The organism is Agrobacterium sp. CFBP 3001 (assembly GCF_027871605.1).
In the GTDB taxonomy this organism is placed as follows: Bacteria; Pseudomonadota; Alphaproteobacteria; order Rhizobiales; family Rhizobiaceae; genus Agrobacterium; species Agrobacterium leguminum.
Map to the genome: position 1 here is coordinate 55,057 of NZ_JAQAHD010000017.1, position 18,711 is coordinate 73,767.

17 protein-coding genes are annotated in these 18,711 nt (G+C 61.5%); 10 read left to right on the plus strand and 7 right to left on the minus strand.

Annotated elements, in window-relative coordinates:
- Nucleotides 1-62 precede the first annotated feature (62 nt).
- The 3 genes from PH605_RS19260 to PH605_RS19270 are packed head-to-tail and all read left to right on the plus strand — an operon-like array spanning nucleotide 63 to nucleotide 4,055.
- Nucleotides 63-698: a fimbrial biogenesis chaperone gene (locus PH605_RS19260; RefSeq protein WP_161987953.1), complete on the plus strand. Its 636-nt coding sequence runs from the start codon at nucleotides 63-65 to the stop codon at nucleotides 696-698.
- Complete coding sequence (locus tag PH605_RS19265) at nucleotides 670-3,108, plus strand: fimbria/pilus outer membrane usher protein (RefSeq protein ID WP_142845754.1); 2,439 nt, start codon at nucleotides 670-672, stop codon at nucleotides 3,106-3,108. Before PH605_RS19260 ends, PH605_RS19265 begins: the two co-directional genes overlap by 29 nt.
- The gene (locus PH605_RS19270; RefSeq protein ID WP_142845753.1) at nucleotides 3,105-4,055 is read left to right on the plus strand and encodes a Csu type fimbrial protein; all 951 of its coding nucleotides are present in this window, start codon (nucleotides 3,105-3,107) and stop codon (nucleotides 4,053-4,055) included. The genes PH605_RS19265 and PH605_RS19270 overlap by 4 nt, the downstream gene beginning before the upstream one ends.
- Here the strand turns inward: PH605_RS19270 and PH605_RS19275 are convergent.
- The 5 genes from PH605_RS19275 to PH605_RS19295 form a co-directional block, all read right to left on the minus strand.
- Nucleotides 4,049-5,656 carry an ABC-F family ATP-binding cassette domain-containing protein gene (locus tag PH605_RS19275; RefSeq protein WP_142845752.1) on the minus strand — a complete coding sequence of 536 codons (1,608 nt, stop codon included), beginning with the start codon at nucleotides 5,654-5,656 and terminating at the stop codon, nucleotides 4,049-4,051. The genes PH605_RS19270 and PH605_RS19275 overlap by 7 nt on opposite strands.
- 181 nt (nucleotides 5,657-5,837) lie before the next feature.
- The gene (locus PH605_RS19280; RefSeq protein ID WP_142845751.1) at nucleotides 5,838-7,640 is read right to left on the minus strand and encodes an ABC transporter ATP-binding protein; all 1,803 of its coding nucleotides are present in this window, start codon (nucleotides 7,638-7,640) and stop codon (nucleotides 5,838-5,840) included.
- Nucleotides 7,641-8,100: 460 nt separating this feature from the next.
- Nucleotides 8,101-9,090, minus strand: a complete 990-nt coding sequence (locus PH605_RS19285) for a Bug family tripartite tricarboxylate transporter substrate binding protein (RefSeq protein ID WP_142845750.1) — start codon at nucleotides 9,088-9,090, stop codon at nucleotides 8,101-8,103.
- 114 nt (nucleotides 9,091-9,204) lie between these two features.
- On the minus strand, nucleotides 9,205-9,900 hold the full coding sequence (locus PH605_RS19290) for a superoxide dismutase (protein WP_142845749.1): 696 nt from the start codon (nucleotides 9,898-9,900) through the stop codon (nucleotides 9,205-9,207).
- A gap of 195 nt (nucleotides 9,901-10,095) precedes the next feature.
- Nucleotides 10,096-10,428 carry a GCG_CRPN prefix-to-repeats domain-containing protein gene (locus PH605_RS19295; protein ID WP_142845748.1) on the minus strand — a complete coding sequence of 111 codons (333 nt, stop codon included), beginning with the start codon at nucleotides 10,426-10,428 and terminating at the stop codon, nucleotides 10,096-10,098.
- 179 nt (nucleotides 10,429-10,607) lie between these two features.
- Between PH605_RS19295 and PH605_RS19300 the strand changes: the two genes are divergently transcribed.
- Nucleotides 10,608-10,811: a CsbD family protein gene (locus tag PH605_RS19300; protein ID WP_080858073.1), complete on the plus strand. Its 204-nt coding sequence runs from the start codon at nucleotides 10,608-10,610 to the stop codon at nucleotides 10,809-10,811.
- Nucleotides 10,812-10,859: 48 nt separating this feature from the next.
- On the opposite strand, the gene PH605_RS19305 is transcribed toward PH605_RS19300, so the two are convergent.
- The gene (locus PH605_RS19305; RefSeq protein WP_142845747.1) at nucleotides 10,860-11,042 is read right to left on the minus strand and encodes a hypothetical protein; all 183 of its coding nucleotides are present in this window, start codon (nucleotides 11,040-11,042) and stop codon (nucleotides 10,860-10,862) included.
- A gap of 268 nt (nucleotides 11,043-11,310) precedes the next feature.
- Between PH605_RS19305 and PH605_RS19310 the strand changes: the two genes are divergently transcribed.
- The 6 genes from PH605_RS19310 to PH605_RS19335 are packed head-to-tail and all read left to right on the plus strand — an operon-like array spanning nucleotide 11,311 to nucleotide 16,857.
- Complete coding sequence (locus tag PH605_RS19310) at nucleotides 11,311-12,462, plus strand: extracellular solute-binding protein (RefSeq protein ID WP_142845746.1); 1,152 nt, start codon at nucleotides 11,311-11,313, stop codon at nucleotides 12,460-12,462.
- Nucleotides 12,459-13,343 carry an ABC transporter permease gene (locus PH605_RS19315; RefSeq protein ID WP_142845745.1) on the plus strand — a complete coding sequence of 295 codons (885 nt, stop codon included), beginning with the start codon at nucleotides 12,459-12,461 and terminating at the stop codon, nucleotides 13,341-13,343. The genes PH605_RS19310 and PH605_RS19315 overlap by 4 nt, the downstream gene beginning before the upstream one ends.
- A 1-nt stretch (nucleotide 13,344) precedes the next feature.
- Complete coding sequence (locus PH605_RS19320; RefSeq protein ID WP_142845744.1) at nucleotides 13,345-14,169, plus strand: ABC transporter permease; 825 nt, start codon at nucleotides 13,345-13,347, stop codon at nucleotides 14,167-14,169.
- A 9-nt stretch (nucleotides 14,170-14,178) separates the two neighbouring features.
- A complete protein-coding gene (locus PH605_RS19325; protein ID WP_142845743.1) occupies nucleotides 14,179-15,213 on the plus strand; it encodes an ABC transporter ATP-binding protein in 1,035 nt (344 codons plus the stop codon).
- 1 nt (nucleotide 15,214) lies between these two features.
- Nucleotides 15,215-16,051: a glycerophosphodiester phosphodiesterase gene (locus PH605_RS19330; RefSeq protein ID WP_142845742.1), complete on the plus strand. Its 837-nt coding sequence runs from the start codon at nucleotides 15,215-15,217 to the stop codon at nucleotides 16,049-16,051.
- Nucleotides 16,048-16,857 (plus strand): inositol monophosphatase family protein, encoded by an 810-nt coding sequence (locus tag PH605_RS19335; RefSeq protein ID WP_142845741.1) that lies wholly within the window; start codon nucleotides 16,048-16,050, stop codon nucleotides 16,855-16,857. Before PH605_RS19330 ends, PH605_RS19335 begins: the two co-directional genes overlap by 4 nt.
- A gap of 39 nt (nucleotides 16,858-16,896) precedes the next feature.
- Here PH605_RS19335 and PH605_RS19340 read toward each other — a convergent pair whose 3' ends face one another.
- Nucleotides 16,897-18,708, minus strand: a complete 1,812-nt coding sequence (locus tag PH605_RS19340; RefSeq protein ID WP_142845740.1) for an ABC transporter ATP-binding protein — start codon at nucleotides 18,706-18,708, stop codon at nucleotides 16,897-16,899.
- Nucleotides 18,709-18,711: the final 3 nt, after the last annotated feature.

The following is an 18,711-nucleotide window of genomic DNA, read 5'->3' on the forward strand; positions in this document are numbered from 1 at the left end:
CTGCGTTTTTTGCCGGTTTGAGTGTTTCACCTTCACAGTCTGCATCTCTACGGGTCGCACCCGTGCTTCTGGATCTCAAAGCGCCCACGGCGGCCTCCAGCCTCCGCATCTGGAACGATGCGAAAACCCCGATCAACGTTCAGGTCAGGATATTCCGCTGGACCCAGCAGAACGGGCAGGACGTCTATACGGCAGCGCAGGACGTCGTCGCCAGCCCGCCGATGACGCAGCTGAAGGGAGGCGCGGAAAACCTTATCCGCATCGTCCGCCTTTCCAAGGCGCCGCTTCGGGCCGAAGAGAGTTACCGCGTCATCGTCGACGAATTGCCGCCGGCGGGAAGACCGCAATCCGGCACGGTCAATCTGGTGGTGCGCCACTCCATACCCGTTTTCTTCTCACCCGCCTCCACAGGCGACGCAGAACCTGCCTGGAAGGTAACGCCGCAGGGCAATGGCTACCGGGTCTCGGTGTCCAATACGGGCGCAAAGCGCATAAGGATCGCCAACCTGATGCTTTCCGCTAGCAACGGGCAGGCGCTTGCCCGGCAGCAGGGGCTGGTGGGATATGTGCTTGGCGGATCCGCCGCAAGCTTTGTGGTTCCGGCAACGGGCGGCAAGAAAGGCGGCGGCACGCTGAAGATTTCGGCAGACAGCGAAGGCGGCCCCGTCAATGCGACGGCGCGCGTCTCGGGCGGCTGATCTCGCCGTTTTGACGATTGCCGCTCTGACGGTCATTTCATCGGGCAATTTCTCCGTGGCGCAGGATATACCCCCTGCGGCGCAACCCGCCTCTTTTGCCGCAAAAGAAGCGGGACAGTTGCAGCTCGAAGTCTACATCAACGATGTTTCGACAGAACTGATCGCCACATTTCGTCAAAACGACGCCGGATCGTTTCTCATCGAGCCGGAACAGCTCACGAATATCGGGATTTCCCCGGTTGAAAGCGCTGCCAGCGATGATGGCTGGATCGATATTTCCCGGCTGCCGGATGTTGTGGCGCGCTACGATGAAGGCACCCAGTCCATGCATTTCACCCTGCCGATGGCGGCGCGGGCGAACAGGGTGATCGACGCCTCCGGCAAGATTGCGCAGAAGCAGGACGAAGAGACCCGGGAAAAGGCCACAAGCGATTTTGGAGGTCTGGTGAATTACACGATCTACGGTTCTTCCGGCGGCAACAAATGGTCGGATATCGCCGATTTCAACGGCGTCTCGGCCCTTTTGGAAAGCAGGGCCTTCGGTCCGCTCGGCGTGCTCTCCTCATCGCAGGTTCTGAGCACATCGCGCCTGTCGGAGTTCGATACGCAGCGTCTCGATACCACCTGGAGCTATTCGGACGAGGACACGCTGACGAGCTATCGGGCCGGCGATCTCATCACCGGCGGGCTGAGCTGGACACGCCCGACACGGTTGGGCGGCCTGCAGATACGCCGCAATTTCGACCTGCGTCCGGATATCGTCACCATGCCGATGCCGGAATTTGCCGGTTCCGCTGCCGTGCCCTCCACCGTCGACGTCTACGTCAACAATGTCCGCCGCCTGTCGCAGGATGTTCCCGAAGGGCCGTTCTCGATCACCAATCTCCCTGTCATCAGCGGCGCGGGCAATGCGCGGCTGGTGGTGCGGGATGCGCTTGGGCGCGAAACCGTGTCCGAAACGCCCTTTTATGCTTCACCGGATCTGCTGGCGCAGGGCCTCATCGATTTTTCGGCCGAGCTTGGCTTTGCCCGGCGCAATTACGGAACCTCGTCATTCGATTACGATGACAGGCCGCTGGGGTCTGCGACGCTGCGTTATGGCGTGTCGGACAGTCTGACGCTGGAAGGCCATGCGGAAGGCGGCGAGAATTTCTACAATATCGGCTTTGGCGGCGTCTTCACCCTTGGAGCGCAGGGATTGGCGGCGGTTTCGGGCGCATCGAGCCGCTTTGGCGCGGAAAGCGGTTACCAGCTTTCCGCAAGCGTCGAAGCGGAATTGCTGGGGGTAAAATTTCACGCACGGTCGCAAAGGACATTCGGCGATTATCACGATATGGCCTCCGTCTCCGCCGACCTGTCCGATATCCGCACGGCATCCGGGCTGCTGAGCGCGCGGCCGCCGCGTGCACTCGACCAGATTTCCGTTTCCACCCAGCTCGGTTTCGATGAGACCAGCCTCAATTTCTCCTATACGGAACTCGAAACATTCGATGAAAGACGATCCCGGCTGCTCGGCCTTTCCGCCACGCGGCCGTTCGGCGAGAACGGCAATATTTTCATCACCGCCTATAAGGACCTCGAGGACAACAAATCCTACGGCATCTTCGCGGGCCTCTCCTGGTCGTTCGGCGGCGGCGTCTCCGGCTCGGCCGGCATGTCGTCGGATGCGGATGGATATTCGCTGACGGCCGAGGTCGGCAAATCCGAAGAGCAGGCCGAGGGAAGTTATGGCTGGCGCCTGCGCGGCTCGACCGGCGGCAACGACATCGCCTCCGTTTCCGGCAGCTACCGCGGCAGCGCCGCGCGCGTTTCGGCCGGCGTCGACCAATTCAACCGCACGACACAGGCCTATGCGCAGATCGAAGGATCGATAGCGCTCGCCGGCGGCGATGTCTTTGTCGGCAACCGGATCGACGACGCTTTCGCCGTGGTGGATGCGGGCGCGCCCGGTGTCGATATCCTTTTGGAAAACCGCCCCATCGGCCAGACCAACCGCCGCGGCAAGATATTGCTTCCGAACCTGCGTTCCTATGACGTCAACAACATCACGCTCGACCCGAGCAATCTTCCGGTCGACGCCCGCATCGACCGGACGAAACAGACGGTCAGGCCGACGCAACAGGCCGGCGCGGTGGTCAATTTCAAGGTGGAAACCGAGGGTCAGGTGGCGCTGGTGACGCTGAAAGACGAGAGCGGCCAATTCATCGAAACCGGATCGACCGGCAAAATCGACGGCAAGCGCGATTTCATCGTCGGTTATGACGGACAGGCCTATCTCGAAAATATCAGCAAGACGCATCGGCTCCGCATCATGCAGCCGACGAAGGGCGAATGCGAAGCCCAGATCACCGTGCCTTCTGCCGGCAATTCACGCGCAACTTTCGAAACCCTATGCAGGAGCATTCCATGAAGGTCCTGACCCGCACCGCCCTTGCCATCGCCGCTTTCCTCCCGGCTTCACCGGTACTGGCGCAAAGCTGCACCTTCAGCATGTCGGATATGAATTTCGGCTTCGTCAATCTTGCAAGCGGCAGCGCCGTGGACACGACGGCGACATTGTCAGTCACCTGCTCCAACCCCCTGTCGCTGGCGCTTTCCATCCGCATCTGCCCCAACATCAATGCCGGAAGCGGCGGGCAGTCGGGCGGCATCCGTCGCATGCTTCAGGGCAGCAGCATCCTCAATTACCAACTCTACCAGAACGCGGCGCGGACAACCTCATGGGGATCGGTCACGCAGCCCGCACTCGGCTCGCCTCCGCCAATCGATATGGCACTGCCGCTCCTTATCAACACCACGAGCCGTACGGTCTATGGCCGGATCAACGCCGGTCAGGCCTCGGCAGCGCGCGGCCTTTATCTTTCCAGCTTCGCCGGCGCGGAAACGAGCTTCACCTATACGACCTTTACCCTGCTTGCACCGAGCTGCTCTTCCGTGACCCAGAACCCCACGCAGGTGCCGTTCAACGTGTCGGCCGCCGTGGCGCCCACCTGCATCATCTCGGCCCAGAACATCGATTTCGGCAGTCACGGGGTGCTGAACACGGCAGTCAATGCGACCGGAGCGATCAATCTGACCTGCACCACCAATCTGAACTACAGTGTGGCGCTCAATGGCGGCCTGAGCAACAGCCCGCCCGCCACGCGCCAGATGGTGCAGGCGGGTGGTTCGATAACCTATGGTCTCTACCGCGATGTGAACCGCACGAATGTCTGGGGAAGTGCGGCGGGCGAAATAGCCACCGGCACCGGAACGGGCAGCCTGCAGACATTGACAGTCTATGGCCGCGTCCCGGCGCAGAACACGCCAGCGCCGGGAAACTACTCCGATACGGTCGTCGTGACGGTGAACTACTGAGCGCCTGAACGCATCTCTGACTTCCCAAGTTCCAGCCGCCTTTCGATGCCAATGGCGGCGAGGAACGCCTCATCGTGGCTGACCACCAGCAAGGCGCCGTCATAGGCCTGAAGGCCAGCCTCCACGGCCGCAATGGAATCGATATCCAGATGGTTGGTCGGCTCGTCGAGGATCAGCAATTGCGGAGGCTGCGGGCCTCCCAGAACACAGGCGAGACCGGCCCTGAGCATCTGCCCGCCCGAGAGCGTTGAAACGATCTGCAACGCGGCATCGGCACGAAACATGAAGCGCGCAAGCGCAGCCCTGCAGGCATTCTCCCCGGCCTGCGGGTTAAGGCGAAGGAAGTTGTCGCGGATGGACAGGCTCGCGTCGAGCAGGCTGACCTGCTGGTCGAGAAACACGGCCTTCACCCCGACATGCACCGCGCCTTCGAATGGCGGCAATTCCCCGGTGATCACCGAAAGCAGCGTCGTTTTTCCCGATCCGTTCGGACCGGTGACGGCAACGCGTTGCGGCCCGATGATCTCGAAGGACAGATCGCGAAGCACGGGATGTTCGGCCTGATACCCCGCAGTCAGATTTTGCAGGCTGAGCACGGTTTTTGTCGCGTGCAGCCCGCTGGGCGGCAATGTGACACTGACGCCCTGCAGGATTTCGATCCGCTCACGCGCCGTCTTCAGGTCTTCCGTCGCCTCGGCTGTCAGGCGGCTGGCCAGGTGGGCGTTGTCGCCGCTCGTCTTTTCGGCACGCCTTTTCATCGCACCGACAAGGATACGAGGCATGTCTCCCCTCGCCGCTTTTGCAGCACCCCTGCTATCGCGGCGGGCTTTACGCTCAAAGGCTTCCTGCGACCGGCGCTTGACATCCGACAAACGCTTTTCCGCATTCGCAAAGTCCTGTTCGGCGGCGGCCAGTTCCAGCGCTTTTTGTGCGCGGTAGTGGCTCCAGTTGCCGCCGTAACGGGTGGCGCCGAGCGTGGTCATTTCCACAATCGCATCGAGGGTTTCGAGAAGCTCCCGATCATGGCTGACGACGATCGCTCCGCCGCGCCAGCCCGACAGAAAATCGGCAACGAAAAACCGTCCGTCCCGGTCGAGATTGTTCGTCGGTTCGTCGAGGATCAGGAAATCCGGCGCGGCATGGATTTGAGCAGCGAGTGCGACCCGCGTGCGCTGTCCGCCGGATAGCGCCGAAAGCGGCGTGGAGGGCAAGGCGTCCAGCCCGACCTGCGCGAGCGCTCCGGCAATTTTCTCCTCCAGCATCCAGTCGATGTCTTCAAGCTCTTCCAGAGTGGCCGTTCCCGCCTGCGCACGGGCAAGCACGTCCAGCGCCTCGCGCGCTTCGAACAGGTCGGCGACGGTCTCGTCGGACACAACCTGCACGCTCTGGCGCAGAAGATTGACGCTGCCCGAGACGGACACCGTGCCCGCGGACGGCGACAGTTCGCCGGCGATCAGTTTCAGAAGCGTCGTCTTGCCGACACCGTTACGCCCAACGAGGCCGGTGCGTTCGGGTCCGAAGCGAAGATTTATGTTAGAAAAGAGCGGATGACCGTCAGGTGTCGACCACGAGAGGTCCGAGAGAGTGATGGAATGCGGCATGGATATGGGTTTCCCTGATGACAAGGCGTTGCGGCTTTGTGATCGGGTGGAAATCCATGGTTCACCGTCCTGTTGGTGTTGCGCAGAACACGCCCTTACGCGAAAAAAGCGGCGTGTTCGTGGCGCGGGGTCAATGTTCGGGAAGGGAACGCCGGGAGGATGCCCCCGGCGTTTCGTTTTTTCAGGCCACCAGGCCCTTGGTCAGCTCCAGCGCCTGCCGTTCGAACAGCCGGCGGTAGATGCCGCCATTGAGGCGGATCAGCGCCTGATGGTCACCCTCTTCGACAATCCTGCCCTTGTCGAAGACCAGCAGCCGGTCCAGCGCCCTGACGGTGGAAAGCCGATGGGCGATGACGAGCGTGGTGCGGCCGACCATCAGCCGCTCCATCGCCTGCTGGATCTGCACTTCGCTTTCGCTGTCGAGGCTGGAAGTGGCCTCGTCCAGTATCAGCACCGGCGCATCCGCAAGGAATGCACGGGCGATGGCGACGCGCTGACGCTCACCGCCGGACAGCTTGACACCGCGTTCACCCACCATCGTCTCATAACCCTTGGGAAGGGACATGATGAAATCATGGGCGCTGGCCTGTTTCGCCGCCTGCTCGATCTGACGCCGCGTGGCGTCCGGCCGGCCATAGGCGATGTTTTCCGCCAGCGTGCGGTGGAACAGGATGGGCTCCTGCTGCACGATGGCGATCTGGCCGCGCAGGCTCGATTGCGTGACGCCTGCGATATTTTGGCCGTCGATGCGGATCGCGCCCGACCCGATGTCGTAAAGCCGCTGGATGAGCTTGACGAAGGTTGTCTTGCCCGAACCGGAATGGCCGACCAGACCCACCCGTTCACCCGCCTTGATGGTGACCGAAAAGTCATCGTAAAGCGGCGTGGGATGCGCGCCATACTGGAAGGTGACGTGATCGAAGACGATCTCGCCCTTTCCAATTTTGATAGGCCCCGCATCCGGCCTGTCCTCGATGCCGAGCGGCGTCTTGTCCAGCAGCACCAGCTCTTCCATGTCGTTGACGGCGCGTTGCAGGTTGCGGATATCCTGCCCCACATCGCGCAGATAACCCTGCAGCACGAAGAACATCGCCAGCACGAAGGTAATGTCGCCCGGCGTCGCCAGCCCCTTTTGCCACATGATGAGGCCCGTGCCCAGAATGCCGGCCTGCATGGAGACCATCATGAAGCTCTGGATCGTACCGTTGAGCGTGCCACGCTTCCATGTCCTGCGCGTGCGGTTGTCCCACTTCAACAGCACATGGCCCAGCCGCGTTTCTTCGCGGGTCTCGGCGCCAAAGGCCTTGACCACCGAATTGCAGCTGATGGCATCCGCCAGCGCGCCGCCAAGTCTGGTATCCCAGGCATTGGCAAGCCTTGCCGCCGGCGACACATACCCCATGGAAAGGCCGACCGTAACGCCGATATAGATCAGCGATCCGAGACCGACGATCAGGCCCATGACCGGCCAGTAGCTGCCGAGCACGATGGTGGCGCCCACCAGCATGACGATGGATGGCAAAAGCGCGACGAGCAGCAGGTCGTTGAGCGAATCCAGCGCCCACATGCCGCGCGTGATCTTGCGGACCGTGGAGCCGGCGAAGCTGTTGGCATGCCAGTCGGTGGAGAAGCGCTGCACCTTGTGGAAGCCGTTATTGGCGACATCCGCCATGATTTTCAGCGTCAACCGGATGATGCCGTTGAAGATGAACCAGCGCAGCACAACGCTCACCAGCCCCAGCGCCACCACGATGACGAAGGCGCGCAGCGCCTTATCCGCCCCATTGCTCACGCTGGCGCCACCGGCAATGGCATCGACGATCTGGCCGGAAAAGACCGGCACCATAACTTCGGCCAGCGTGCTGGCAATCACCAGAACGATGATGAAACCCACCAGCGCCGGCCGATGACGCCAATGGTTGAAAACAAAGCCGAGCACATGTCGATAGGCATCGGCGCGGAAATCGAGCTTCTTGCGAGTCATTTTTACCAGCCCAGCGCCATATAATCGGCGACCGGTCCTCAAAACGGAAGTTGGATGGCACAGCCCGGGCGGGAGACGAAGTGATCCCGTCAGATCAATCGGGCTATGGGGGAAAGTAAAACCGCATGTCGGGCGCGCTCAGGGCGGGCCGCGAATGGATATGACCTAGTGTCGGGTCATTCCCTGCGGGAGGGTTTCGAAGAATGCTGGTGTCATGCAACGCCTCCCTTTGTTCGATCTGACGCGGTAGTGAGATTTGTAACTCAGCCGTCGGAGCTTGCCAAGCGGGTTTTTGCAACCGGCTGGTGAGTGATGCGGAATGGCCACACCGGTTGGGTGCGTCACTATGAATCGCGGCCGATGCGACAGCGGCATCGGCCACGATTTCGTCAGGTCGTTATTTCCGTCCGCAACCGGCAGGATGTGCGGCGGAAAATCGGATGGTATCTGCCGTTACCGGTCAGTCCATCTGCACATTCGCGTCCTTGACCACCGGTCCCCACTTGGCGATTTCCGCCGCAACGTGGGTTTTCAGCTCATCCGGCGAAGAGGCGACGATCTTGGCGCTGAATTCCGCCATGCGTGCGGCAACTCCCGGATCGGCAAGCGCCTTTTTGGCCGCGGCATTCAGCTTTTCGACCACCTCGGCCGGCGTGCCGGCAGGCGCAAAGAGCGCATTCCAGGTGTAGGTCTCATAACCCGGCACCGTCTCGGCGATTGTCGGCAGATCCGGGAAGGACGAGGCGCGCTCCTTGGTCGTGACGCCGAGCGCCCGCAACGTGCCGGATTTGATATGTCCGGACGACGACGGCAGATTGTCGAACATGATGGAAATCTGGTTGCCGAGCAGATCGTTGAGCGCCGGGCCTGCGCCCTTGTAGGGAACATGCTGCATGCTGACGCCGGCCATGCTCTTGAACAGTTCGCCGGAAAGATGCAGCGGGGTGCCATTGCCGGAAGAGGCATAGGCATGTTTGTCCGGCTCGGCCTTCAAGAGGGCAATCAGTTCCGCCACGCTGTTGACGTTGAGCTTCGGATTGACGACCAGCACATTCGGCACCACCACGAGCAGCGAAACCGGCGTGAAATCCTTTTCCGGATCGTAAGGCTTGGTCTTGAGAATGAGCGGGTTGAGGGCGTGGGTGGCAACCGTTCCCATCAGGATCGTATAGCCGTCAGGATCGGCGCGGGCCACGCGGTCGGCACCGAGATTGCCGCCGGCCCCGGCGACATTTTCAACGACGATCTGCTGGCCGAGCTCATCACCCATCTTCTGTGCGATAACACGCGCGACCACATCGGTGGAGCCGCCCGCCGCGAAAGGAACGACCAGAGTAATCGTTCGATCGGGGAAGCCCTGCGCGAGCGCAGCCGTTCCCAGCATGCCGAAAGAAACCGCCGCCGCGGCAAGTTTCAAAACCATGCGCCGTTTTGAAGACCGGTAAATCATGAACCCTCCTGTAACATGGCCTCCTCGCCATGGGCGCATAGTAGCTAAAATGCACCTTAGGGCAACCCGCAGGCGGCCGGCCGCTGCCGGCAGGTTTCGGGAGAAAGAGGATCGTTATGATTTCAGGCGCTCTTCGACAACCCGCCAGTTGACCAGCTTGTCGAGCACGGCGCGAATATGCTCGGCCTTGCGATTTTCATAATCGACGTAATAGGCATGCTCCCATATGTCGATGCCGAGATAGGCCGGGCGACCGACAGCGACGGGATTTTTGCCGTCCTCATATCCGATCAGCGCGAGCCGGTCGTCGTCGCCGCGCGTGAGCCACACCCAGCCGGTGCCGAAGACCGTATCGGAAACATCGACCGCACGTTTGATGAAACCATCATAGCCACCGAAGGTCTCGTCTACCGAAGCGGCGAGATCGCCCGTCGGCCGGTTCGGCCCGCCCGGTACGAACTGATCCCAATAGGCGACATGGTTCCACGCCTGTGCGGCATTGTTGAAGATCTTGACGTCGGCCGCCTCTTTCGACTTGGCGGATGTCGTCACGATATCTGCAAGCTCCATGTCGGCATAGGGCGTGCCGGCGGCAAGCGCATTCAGCTTGTCGTAATAGGCCTTGTGGTGTTTTCCGTAATGAAGACCCACCGTTTTCGCCGAAATCACTGGCGCGAGATCGGCATCGGCGAAAGGAAGTTTGGGCTGCATCAAGGGCAGTGCGGCACGCGCGACGTGCGGGCGGGGAAAGATTGCAGCGGCGGCGGTTGCTGCACCGGCGGTGAGAATCGTGCGTCTGGTGATGTCCATCGTATCCTCCTTATGAACGGTGATACGGGACTAACCCCGAACTGCCGTCCGGGTTTCCTCACATCGAAGGCAATTCTGTCTAAGCCCATGCTGATTTGCAGCAGGGACGCTGTATTCACACCTTCCCCGAGAGCGGAAGGACCTCACCGGCCCATATGAGAAAGGCCCTCCCGACGTGGAGAGGGCCTTGCCCGATCAGTATCGATAATAATCGCGACGATCGCGGTAGTCGCGATAATCTCTGCGGTCGCGCCACTCACGCCATTCGCGTCTGGCCTGACGCTCGCGCCATTCACGGCGAGCTTCCCAGCGGTCGCGCCGGTCCCAGCCGCGCTCATAACGCGGTCCGTTCGGACGGCAATAGCCGCGCGGGGTCAAATGGAAGCCGCGTCCACAGGCATAATCCACCTTTTGAATGTGGGATGCCGAAGGTGCAGACGGTTGACCGACAGGCATGGCGTTGGCGCCGGTGCCGGTGCCGAACAGGGCGCCGAGAATTAATCCGGCGGTTAGAATCATCTTGCGCATCTTATCTCCCTCCTTGTGGGATGAGAGGATTTAGCGCCCCGCCGGGTGAACTGCGGCTGAATGAATCGTGATCTTTTCGTGGCAGCAGGCCACAGTTACGCCGAACATTTCGGCCGCTCGGCGGAACCCTGCGGAGGTTCGGACATTTACCAGTGCAAGCCAAAAAAGGGAGAGCACCAATGGATTGGAACCGCGTTGAAGGTAACTGGAAGCAGATGAAGGGCAAGGTCAAGGAGCAGTGGGGTAAACTCACCGACGACGACCTCGACGTCATCAACGGCAAGCGCGAACAGCTCGAAGGCAAGATTCAGGAGCGCTACGGTTACGAAAAGGACCGGGCCAGGAAAGACATCGACGACTGGTATGGACGTCAGCCCTGGTAAGACAAGACCCCGCTTCGGCGGGGTTTTTCTTTGCGGCAGATTCTCCGGTCAGCTGGCCGCGGCCAGAACGGCAGCAATAACGATCAGCAGAGGTCCCATCCATCTGAAGTGACGAACAACCGGCGGCTGACTGACCATGTTTTTTGACAGCGGCAGATAACCGAAGCCGACACATGTCATCCATAGGCCGGCACAGAACATGATAAGTTCGTCGATATAGGCTGCAATCATCGCTCCCCTCCCTCCAATCCAATCGCGATCACTCTACCTGCCCGGCAACGCCTTGAGTAGGGCCTGCTTTCGAACGGCGACACGAACAGTGTGCGCCGGCGATGCTGTCGGCAGCAACCGTCACGAAAGCGTTATGGAAAGACATTAGAACCGCCGCCGGCCCGTTCAAAAAATGCACGGCTGTGCAACGACCGGCCAGAGCCTTCCCCATCTTCCCCGGGGTCAGCGCTCAGCAGTTCCACTCGCGCCGAAAACATCGGAGACATAGATGAAACGCCGCACCTTTATGATGTCCGCCGCAGGCGCCGCCGCCGGTCTCGCCCTTGCACCGCGCATAAGCTTCGCCGCTCCGGGCACGATCGACTGGTACACCAGTTCGGATACGAATATCCTCGATTTCTGGTCCAATACGATCAAGCCCGCCTTTGAAGCCGCCAATCCCGGCCTGAAGCTCAACCTCGTCGATGCCGGCGACAGCGCGGGTATCACCGCCATCGGCGAGCGCGCCATCGCCGCAAAGCAGACGGGCACCGATCCGCAGGCCGATTATTTCGAAACGGCCGATCCGCTGCTGCCCACCGGCGGCATCGATGCCGGCATCTATGTGAACATGGCGAAAGCCGGCCTCTCCAACTATTCGCGCGTCAATCCGCTTGCCATCCGCAGCGAATATAGCCTGCCCTATCGCGGCAGCCAGGTTCTGCTCGCCTATGACACCAGCAAGCTCAAGCCGGCGGATGCACCGAAGACCTGGGATGAGCTCGTCAAGTGGATCAAGGCCAATCCCGGCCAGTTCGTCTATAACCGTCCCGACAAGGGCGGCTCCGGCGGTAACTTCGTCCGCCGCGCCATCCACCAGGCCAACGGCCTCGACCCCAAGGCCTTCACGGTCGATAATTACACGCAGGAAGCCGGTGACAAGGCTCTCGGCAAGGCATGGGCGCTGCTGAACGATATCGCCCCGTCGCTCTATGACAAGGGCGCATATTCCTCCGGCAACACACAGTCGCTGCAGCTGCTTTCGCAGGGCGTCGTCACCATGACCCCTGTCTGGTCCGATCAGGTGCTGAAGGCCATCGATCAGGGCGTTCTGCCGCAAGAAACTGGCCTCGTCCAGCTTCAGGATCTGGCGCTTTGCGGTGATTTCTCGCGCGCCGTGGTGCTTGCCAACGGCGCCAATCGCGATGCTGCCCTGAAGCTCGCCAATTTCGTGCTGTCGGAAGAAATTCAGGGCGCGATCCTCACCGAACTCGGCGGCTTTCCCGGCGTTTCCTGGGACTATGTGCCGGCCGAACTGCGCAAGCGTTTCGCCGACATCATCCCGCAGACCATTCCGACCTTCCCGGCCGGCGAATGGGAAACCGCCATCAATGATGGCTGGTATCGCAACGTCGCTCCCAACGTCGACCGCAAGTCGTGACCGAGGTTGCGGAAGGAGCGGTTCGCCCGCACATCGACAATTCGGCAGGCAGGAGGCCAGTCGGCCTCCTGCTCGTCGCCATCCCCGTGTTCCTGATGATCTGGCTCGTCATCTGGCCTGCCATCAACGCCATCGGCCGCACCGTCTGGCGCACCGGAGCGAACGGTGAAACGGGTTTCGATCTTTCAAGCTACGGCTTCTTCTTCTCGGACCGCTACAGCCTCGACAATCTTGCCGTGACGTTGTGGACGACCATGGTCTGCGCGATCCTCCTGCTCGTAATCTGCCTGCCGATCGCGCTCTACCTGCGCTTTTCGCAAGGTCGCCTTTCGGCTTATGTGCAGGCGCTCGCCATCTTCCCGATGTTCGTGCCCTCGATCATCCTCGCCTTCGCCTTCATCCGTGTCCTCGGGCCCAACGGCATGGTGGATATATTGCTCAATGCGGTCGACCTGCCGAAAATCCGCACGCCCTATCTCACCCCGTGGGGACCGGTCATCGGTCTCGTCTGGGACAATATTCCGCTGACCGTTCTCATCCTGCTCGCGGGGCTTGGCAGCGTCGCCAACCAGTCGGTGGAGGCAGCGCGGGATGTGGGCGCAAATGCGCTTCAGGTCTTCTGGCATATCATCCTGCCGCGCATTTCCAATTCCATCCTCGTGGCGCTTTCCTTTTCGGTGCTCGGCATTTTCTCCTCCTTCACCCTGCCCTATCTTCTCGGACCGGCCTCTCCTGAAATGCTCGGCCCCTTCATGCAGCGCACGCTGCGCGAAGTGCAGGATCCCATCGGCGCCATGACCCAGGCCGTCATCGCTTTCGGTTTCTGCATCGCATTCGGCCTGTTCTACGTGCGTTCGGTCGCACGCAACCAGGGGAAATGACATGACGACCCTCACGCCGGCGCGAACGCGCATGGACTGGCCCGGCATATTTTTCGCCACCCTTCTCACCGTCGCCATCGTCGGGCCGCTGCTTGTCGTGGGCACCTGGGCATTCACCGAGGTCTGGCGTTTTCCCAACGTCATTCCCCAGCAGTTCGGTTTCCGCTTCTGGGGCCAGACGCTCGGCCGCGCCGACGTGTGGAACGCGCTGATGCTGAGCCTGCGGCTGACAACGGTGGTAACGCTGCTTTCAGCGATGATCTGCCTTCCCGCCGCCTATGCCTTTGCGCGCATGAGCTTTCCCGGCCGCAACCTGCTGTTCTTCTCCTTCCTTGCCGGCCACGCCTTCCCGAAATTCGGGCTTCTGGTGGCGATTGCCGCCATTTTCCTGCAGCTCAACCTCATCGGCACGTTCTGGGGCGTCGTTCTCATCCAGCTAGTCGGCACGCTGATGTTCATGATCTGGATTCCCGTGGCGGCATTTCAGGCTGTCGACCGGCGCATGGAAGAGGCGGCCCGTGATGTTGGCGCCAGTCCGCTCAGGGTCTTCTGGTCGATTACGCTGCCGCAGGCGGGACCGACCATCGCCGCCGCCGTGCTGCTGAGCTTTGTCGGCACTTTTTACGAGACGGAAGGTGCATGGCTGATCGGTGCGCCCGGCATCCGAACGATGCCGGTGCTGATGATCAGCTACATCAACAACCAGATGGTCATCCAGTATGGCGCGGTCCTGTCCGTCCTGCTCTGGGTGCCGTCCTTCATTGCCCTCATGTTCGCCCGCCGCGTCATCGGTGGCGGCGCATTCGCCCGCGGTTTCGGCGGTTAGGAAATCATCATGTCCGTACTTCACATCCGCCAGGTCACGAAAACCTATTCCGGCGGGACCAAGGCAGTCGACAGCTTCTCGCTAGATGTCGCCGATGGTGAACTCGTCTGCCTTCTCGGCCCCTCCGGTTCGGGCAAATCGACGCTGCTGCGCATGGTCGGCGGCTTCGAGCAGCCGACGGGCGGGCAGATCACCATCGATGGCGAAGACGTCACCCACCTGCCGCCGGAGCGGCGGCCGACCGGCATGGTGTTTCAGAGCCACGCGCTCTGGAGCCACATGAACGTCTTCAAAAACCTAGCTTTCGGCCTCAAGCTGCGCCGCATGCCGGCTGCCGTCATCAGAGAGAAAGTGGAGGCCGTGCTCGAGCTCGTCGGGCTTTCCGGTTATGGCGAGCGCGCTACCGGCCAGCTTTCCGGCGGCCAGCAGCAGCGCGTAGCGCTCGCCCGCTCGCTGGTTCTCGAGCCGAAAATACTTCTGCTCGACGAACCCTTCGCCAGCCTCGACCAGCATCTGCGCGAGCGGTTGCGGGAAGAGGTGCGCGATATTCAGCAACGTCTCGGCATCACCACGCTGTTCGTCACCCACGGCCAGGATGAGGCCCTTTCCATGGCCGACCGCATCGTCGTGATGGCGAACGGCAAGACCGAACAGATCGACCGGCCGAACGTCATCTACCGCGAACCGCAGACCCCGTTCGTCGCCGGCTTCATCGGCACCATGAACCTGATAGAGGGCGCGGTTTCAGACGGAAACTTCATGCGCGCCGACTTCAGCCTGCCGCTTCCGGTCTCCGACGGACCGGCCATTCTCGCCGTTCGCCCGGAAGCCATCGATCTGACGATTTCCGAAACGCCGGAAGCAAATGTGCACCGGGTGACGGATTATGGCACCCATGGCCTTGTCGACCTTGATCTTGCCGATGGTACAAGGATCAAATCCATGGTCGCTCACCCGGATATGTTCCAGACGGGACAGGGCGTACAGATTTCGCCCCGTGCCGTCACGGCCTATCGCGACAACCGCCCAATCTACCGGAGCTGACATGAGCCAGCCGATCCTTATCGACCGCGACGGCCATAGAACATGGCTCAAATGGCATCGCGCCCGCCGCCGCGCTGGCGATCCGGTCTTTACCGGCGAGCGCATCATCGAGGCGATGCGGCTCGGTGCAAGCATCGAGGTCGATCTCGTCATCCATGCCGACCATGGCTGCGCCGTCCTGCATGACCGGACGCTGGAGCGGGAGACCACCGGCACCGGCCGGGTGCGCAACACATCCGCCGCCACCCTGCGTAAGCTCCACCTGCGCGACAATGACGGCCAGCCCATCGATGCGAAGGTAATGCTGCTCGAAGACCTTTGCGCCCTGCTTGCCGAGGGCACCGTTCATCCTGACGCCCTGCTTCAGCTCGATTTCAAGGAAGACCGGCAGGCGCTTACCCCGCAGGTGGTCGCCGGCTTCGGGGCGAGCGTTTCGCCAATAGCAAAGTCGGTGATCCTGTCGGGCGGCGATTTCGACGCCATCGCGACGCTTGCCGGCTCAGCCCCCGGCCTTCGCACCGGATATGATCCCTGCCATCGCGGCACGCTAGCCGCCCTGAAGGCAAGCGGAAACTATCCGAGCTTCATCGCAGACGCCCTTGCCACGGCCCCCGATGCCGACATGATCTACCTCGCCTACGAGATCGTGCTTGCCGCCGAGGATGCGGGTGTCGATATCATCGCCCCCATCCATGCCGCCGGCCGCCGGGTCGACGCCTGGACGATCAACAGCGTCACACCGCAATCCATAGAACAGGTGAAACGCCTCCTGCGGCTTAAGGTGGACCAGATCACCACCGACGATCCGGAAGGGCTCGCCGAGGTTTTCAGCCGATGACAGTCAATTACAGCACCATCCTCAACCATATGGTCGCCACCGCCCGCGAAGCCGGCGCATTGACGCTCGACCATTTCAGGCGCTTCCGCGAGATCGAAATCGGCGTCAAGGGACCGGGAGACTTCGTTTCCGATGCGGACAGGGATTCCGAAACGTTGATCCGCGACCGCCTGCTCGGGCAATATCCCTGGGCACTGACCGGCGAGGAATTCGCGCCTGTCGAAGGGGCGGATCAGGATCACCGCTGGCTGGTCGACCCCATCGACGGCACCACCAATTTCATCTTCGGCCAGCACTATACAATTACCATCGCGCTTCGCCGCGGCAATGAAACGATCTGCGGGCTGGTCTACAATCCCGTTTCCGACGAGATGTTCACCGCGATCAAGGGAGACGGCGCCTATCTCAACGGCGAGCGGCTGCGGGTCAATGCCAGCACCGATGTCGCCCTGATGTGCGTCGGCACCGGCCTGCCCACGCCCAATCTCCAGCTTTATCCCGGCGCCTATCAGCGCCTCGACGCCATTCGCGCGCCCATTGGCGCGGTCCGCGTGGTCGGCAGCGCCGCCAATTCCTGCGCTTACGTCGCCTGCGGCCGGCTGACCGGCTATTATGAGGAAACGGGCTTCGTGGACACGGCAGCCGGCATTCTGCTGGTGCAGGAGGCCGGCGGCATCGTGACCGACTGGTGGGGCCGCGGACCCGAGTTCTATGAAAAGACCGGTACGCTGATCGTCGCCAATGCCGCGACCCATGCCTATCTTATGGAGCACCTGCGCGGCGTTCCGCCCAAGAACCCCGCATAGCGGCTTCTTCTTCGGAGCATTCATACAGCAGCCGTCGTCTCAGGCCACCTGCACCAGGTGGCCGGGCGAAACCGTCCTGTAGTTTCGCACCGGCGTTTCATATCCCATGGCCCGTATCGGGCTTTTCAGCTCGTCATTGGATATGCCGCGCCTTATCCCGCGCCTTGCCGGGTCCGGCACCGGAACGGCGGACATCAGCTTTTTCGTATAGGGATGCTGCGGATTGTCGAAAACCGCCGCGCGCGGCCCGATTTCGACAATCTCCCCGAGATACATCACCGCCACACGATGGCTGACGCGCTCCACCACCGCCATGTCATGGCTGATGAACAGGAAGGCGAGGTTGAGGCTCTGTTGCAGGTCGAGCAGCAGGTTGCAGACCTGCGCCTTGATGGAAACATCGAGCGCCGAGACGCTCTCATCGGCGACGATAACCTTCGGATCGAGCGCAAGCGCACGGGCAATGGCAATGCGCTGGCGCTGGCCGCCCGAAAATTCATGGGGGTAGCGGCTGGCCATATCGGCGGACAGGCCTACCTTTTCAAGAAGATCGGCAGTCTTTTCCTTCGCCTGTCTGCTGCTGCCGAGTTTGTGCTTGATGAAGGGCTCGGAAATAGCCGTGCCTATCGTCATGCGCGGATTGAGCGAGGAGAACGGGTCCTGAAAGATCATCTGCACGGATTTGCGCATATTGCGCAGGCCGACCGTATCGAGCCGCATCACGTCGTAACCATCGAGCGACACGTCGCCGGCCGTCGGCTCCACAAGCCGCATGATCGAGCGGCCGGTGGTGGATTTTCCGCAGCCGGATTCACCCACCAGCGACAGCGTTTCACCCTGAAACAGATCGAAGGAGACGTTTTCGACGGCGTGAACCGCACCCGTCTGGCGTGCCAGCAGGCCGGAACGGATGGCAAAACGCGTCACCAGGTTTCGGACCGACAGAACCGGCGTCTGCCCGCTCGCAACTGTTCCGGCCACCTCCTGCGGCTCGCTCGAAAGGCCGGTTTTCATGTCGAGCACCGGAAACCGTGTCGGCCATTGCCGGTCGCGCATTGAGCCGAGCTTCGGCACCGCCGAAAGCAGCGCCCGCGTATAGGGATGCTTGCCACGCCGGAAGATGTCCTCGGTCGGTCCGGTCTCGACTTCATCGCCGCGATACATCACGATCGTCCGGTCGGCGATTTCGGCCACGACGCCCATGTCATGGGTGATGAAGAGGACGGACATGCCCTCCTCTTCCTGCAACAGTTTTATCAGGTCGAGTATCTGGCCCTGAATGGTGACGTCGAGCGCCGTCGTCGGCTCGTCGGCGATCAGCAGTTTCGGTCGCGAGGCGAGCGCCATGGCGATCATCACCCGCTGGCGCATGCCGCCGGAAAACTGGTGCGGATATTCGTCGAAACGGCCGGAGGCGTTGGGAATGCGGACCTTTTCCAGAAGCCGCACCGTCTCCGCCCGCGCCTCCTGCCTCGAAAGCCCCTTGTGCCGGATGAGCACTTCGGAAATCTGGCGGCCGATGGTGAAGATCGGATTGAGCGAGGTCATCGGCTCCTGAAAGATCATCGAGATATCGTTGCCGCGCACGCCGCGCATTTCTCTTTCGGAAAGCGCAAGAAGATCGCGCCCGTTGAGCAGCACTTCCCCCTCGATCCGGCTGGAGGCCGGAGCAAGCAGGCGCATGAGAGACAGCGACGTCACCGATTTACCGGAGCCGGATTCACCGACAATCGCGACGGTTTCGCCGGGCGCGACATCGAAGGACACGTTGCGCACCACGCTCTTCCACGCGCCATCAACGAGGAAGGAGGTGTTGAGGTTACGGACGGAAAGGACGGGTTTTGTCTCCATGGT

What these genes read in the sequence shown, in the direction of transcription:
- PH605_RS19265 (WP_142845754.1), top strand. Translation starts at nt 670, where the DNA reads ATGCGACGGCGCGCGTCTCGGGCGGCTGATCTCGCCGTTTTGACGATT.
- PH605_RS19270 (WP_142845753.1), top strand. Translation starts at nt 3,105, where the DNA reads ATGAAGGTCCTGACCCGCACCGCCCTTGCCATCGCCGCTTTCCTCCCG.
- PH605_RS19275 (WP_142845752.1), bottom strand. Translation starts at nt 5,656, where the DNA reads ATGCCGCATTCCATCACTCTCTCGGACCTCTCGTGGTCGACACCTGAC.
- PH605_RS19280 (WP_142845751.1), bottom strand. Translation starts at nt 7,640, where the DNA reads ATGACTCGCAAGAAGCTCGATTTCCGCGCCGATGCCTATCGACATGTG.
- PH605_RS19285 (WP_142845750.1), bottom strand. Translation starts at nt 9,090, where the DNA reads ATGATTTACCGGTCTTCAAAACGGCGCATGGTTTTGAAACTTGCCGCG.
- PH605_RS19290 (WP_142845749.1), bottom strand. Translation starts at nt 9,900, where the DNA reads ATGGACATCACCAGACGCACGATTCTCACCGCCGGTGCAGCAACCGCC.
- PH605_RS19295 (WP_142845748.1), bottom strand. Translation starts at nt 10,428, where the DNA reads ATGCGCAAGATGATTCTAACCGCCGGATTAATTCTCGGCGCCCTGTTC.
- PH605_RS19300 (WP_080858073.1), top strand. Translation starts at nt 10,608, where the DNA reads ATGGATTGGAACCGCGTTGAAGGTAACTGGAAGCAGATGAAGGGCAAG.
- PH605_RS19305 (WP_142845747.1), bottom strand. Translation starts at nt 11,042, where the DNA reads ATGATTGCAGCCTATATCGACGAACTTATCATGTTCTGTGCCGGCCTA.
- PH605_RS19310 (WP_142845746.1), top strand. Translation starts at nt 11,311, where the DNA reads ATGAAACGCCGCACCTTTATGATGTCCGCCGCAGGCGCCGCCGCCGGT.
- PH605_RS19320 (WP_142845744.1), top strand. Translation starts at nt 13,345, where the DNA reads ATGACGACCCTCACGCCGGCGCGAACGCGCATGGACTGGCCCGGCATA.
- PH605_RS19325 (WP_142845743.1), top strand. Translation starts at nt 14,179, where the DNA reads ATGTCCGTACTTCACATCCGCCAGGTCACGAAAACCTATTCCGGCGGG.
- PH605_RS19330 (WP_142845742.1), top strand. Translation starts at nt 15,215, where the DNA reads ATGAGCCAGCCGATCCTTATCGACCGCGACGGCCATAGAACATGGCTC.
- PH605_RS19335 (WP_142845741.1), top strand. Translation starts at nt 16,048, where the DNA reads ATGACAGTCAATTACAGCACCATCCTCAACCATATGGTCGCCACCGCC.
- PH605_RS19340 (WP_142845740.1), bottom strand. Translation starts at nt 18,708, where the DNA reads ATGGAGACAAAACCCGTCCTTTCCGTCCGTAACCTCAACACCTCCTTC.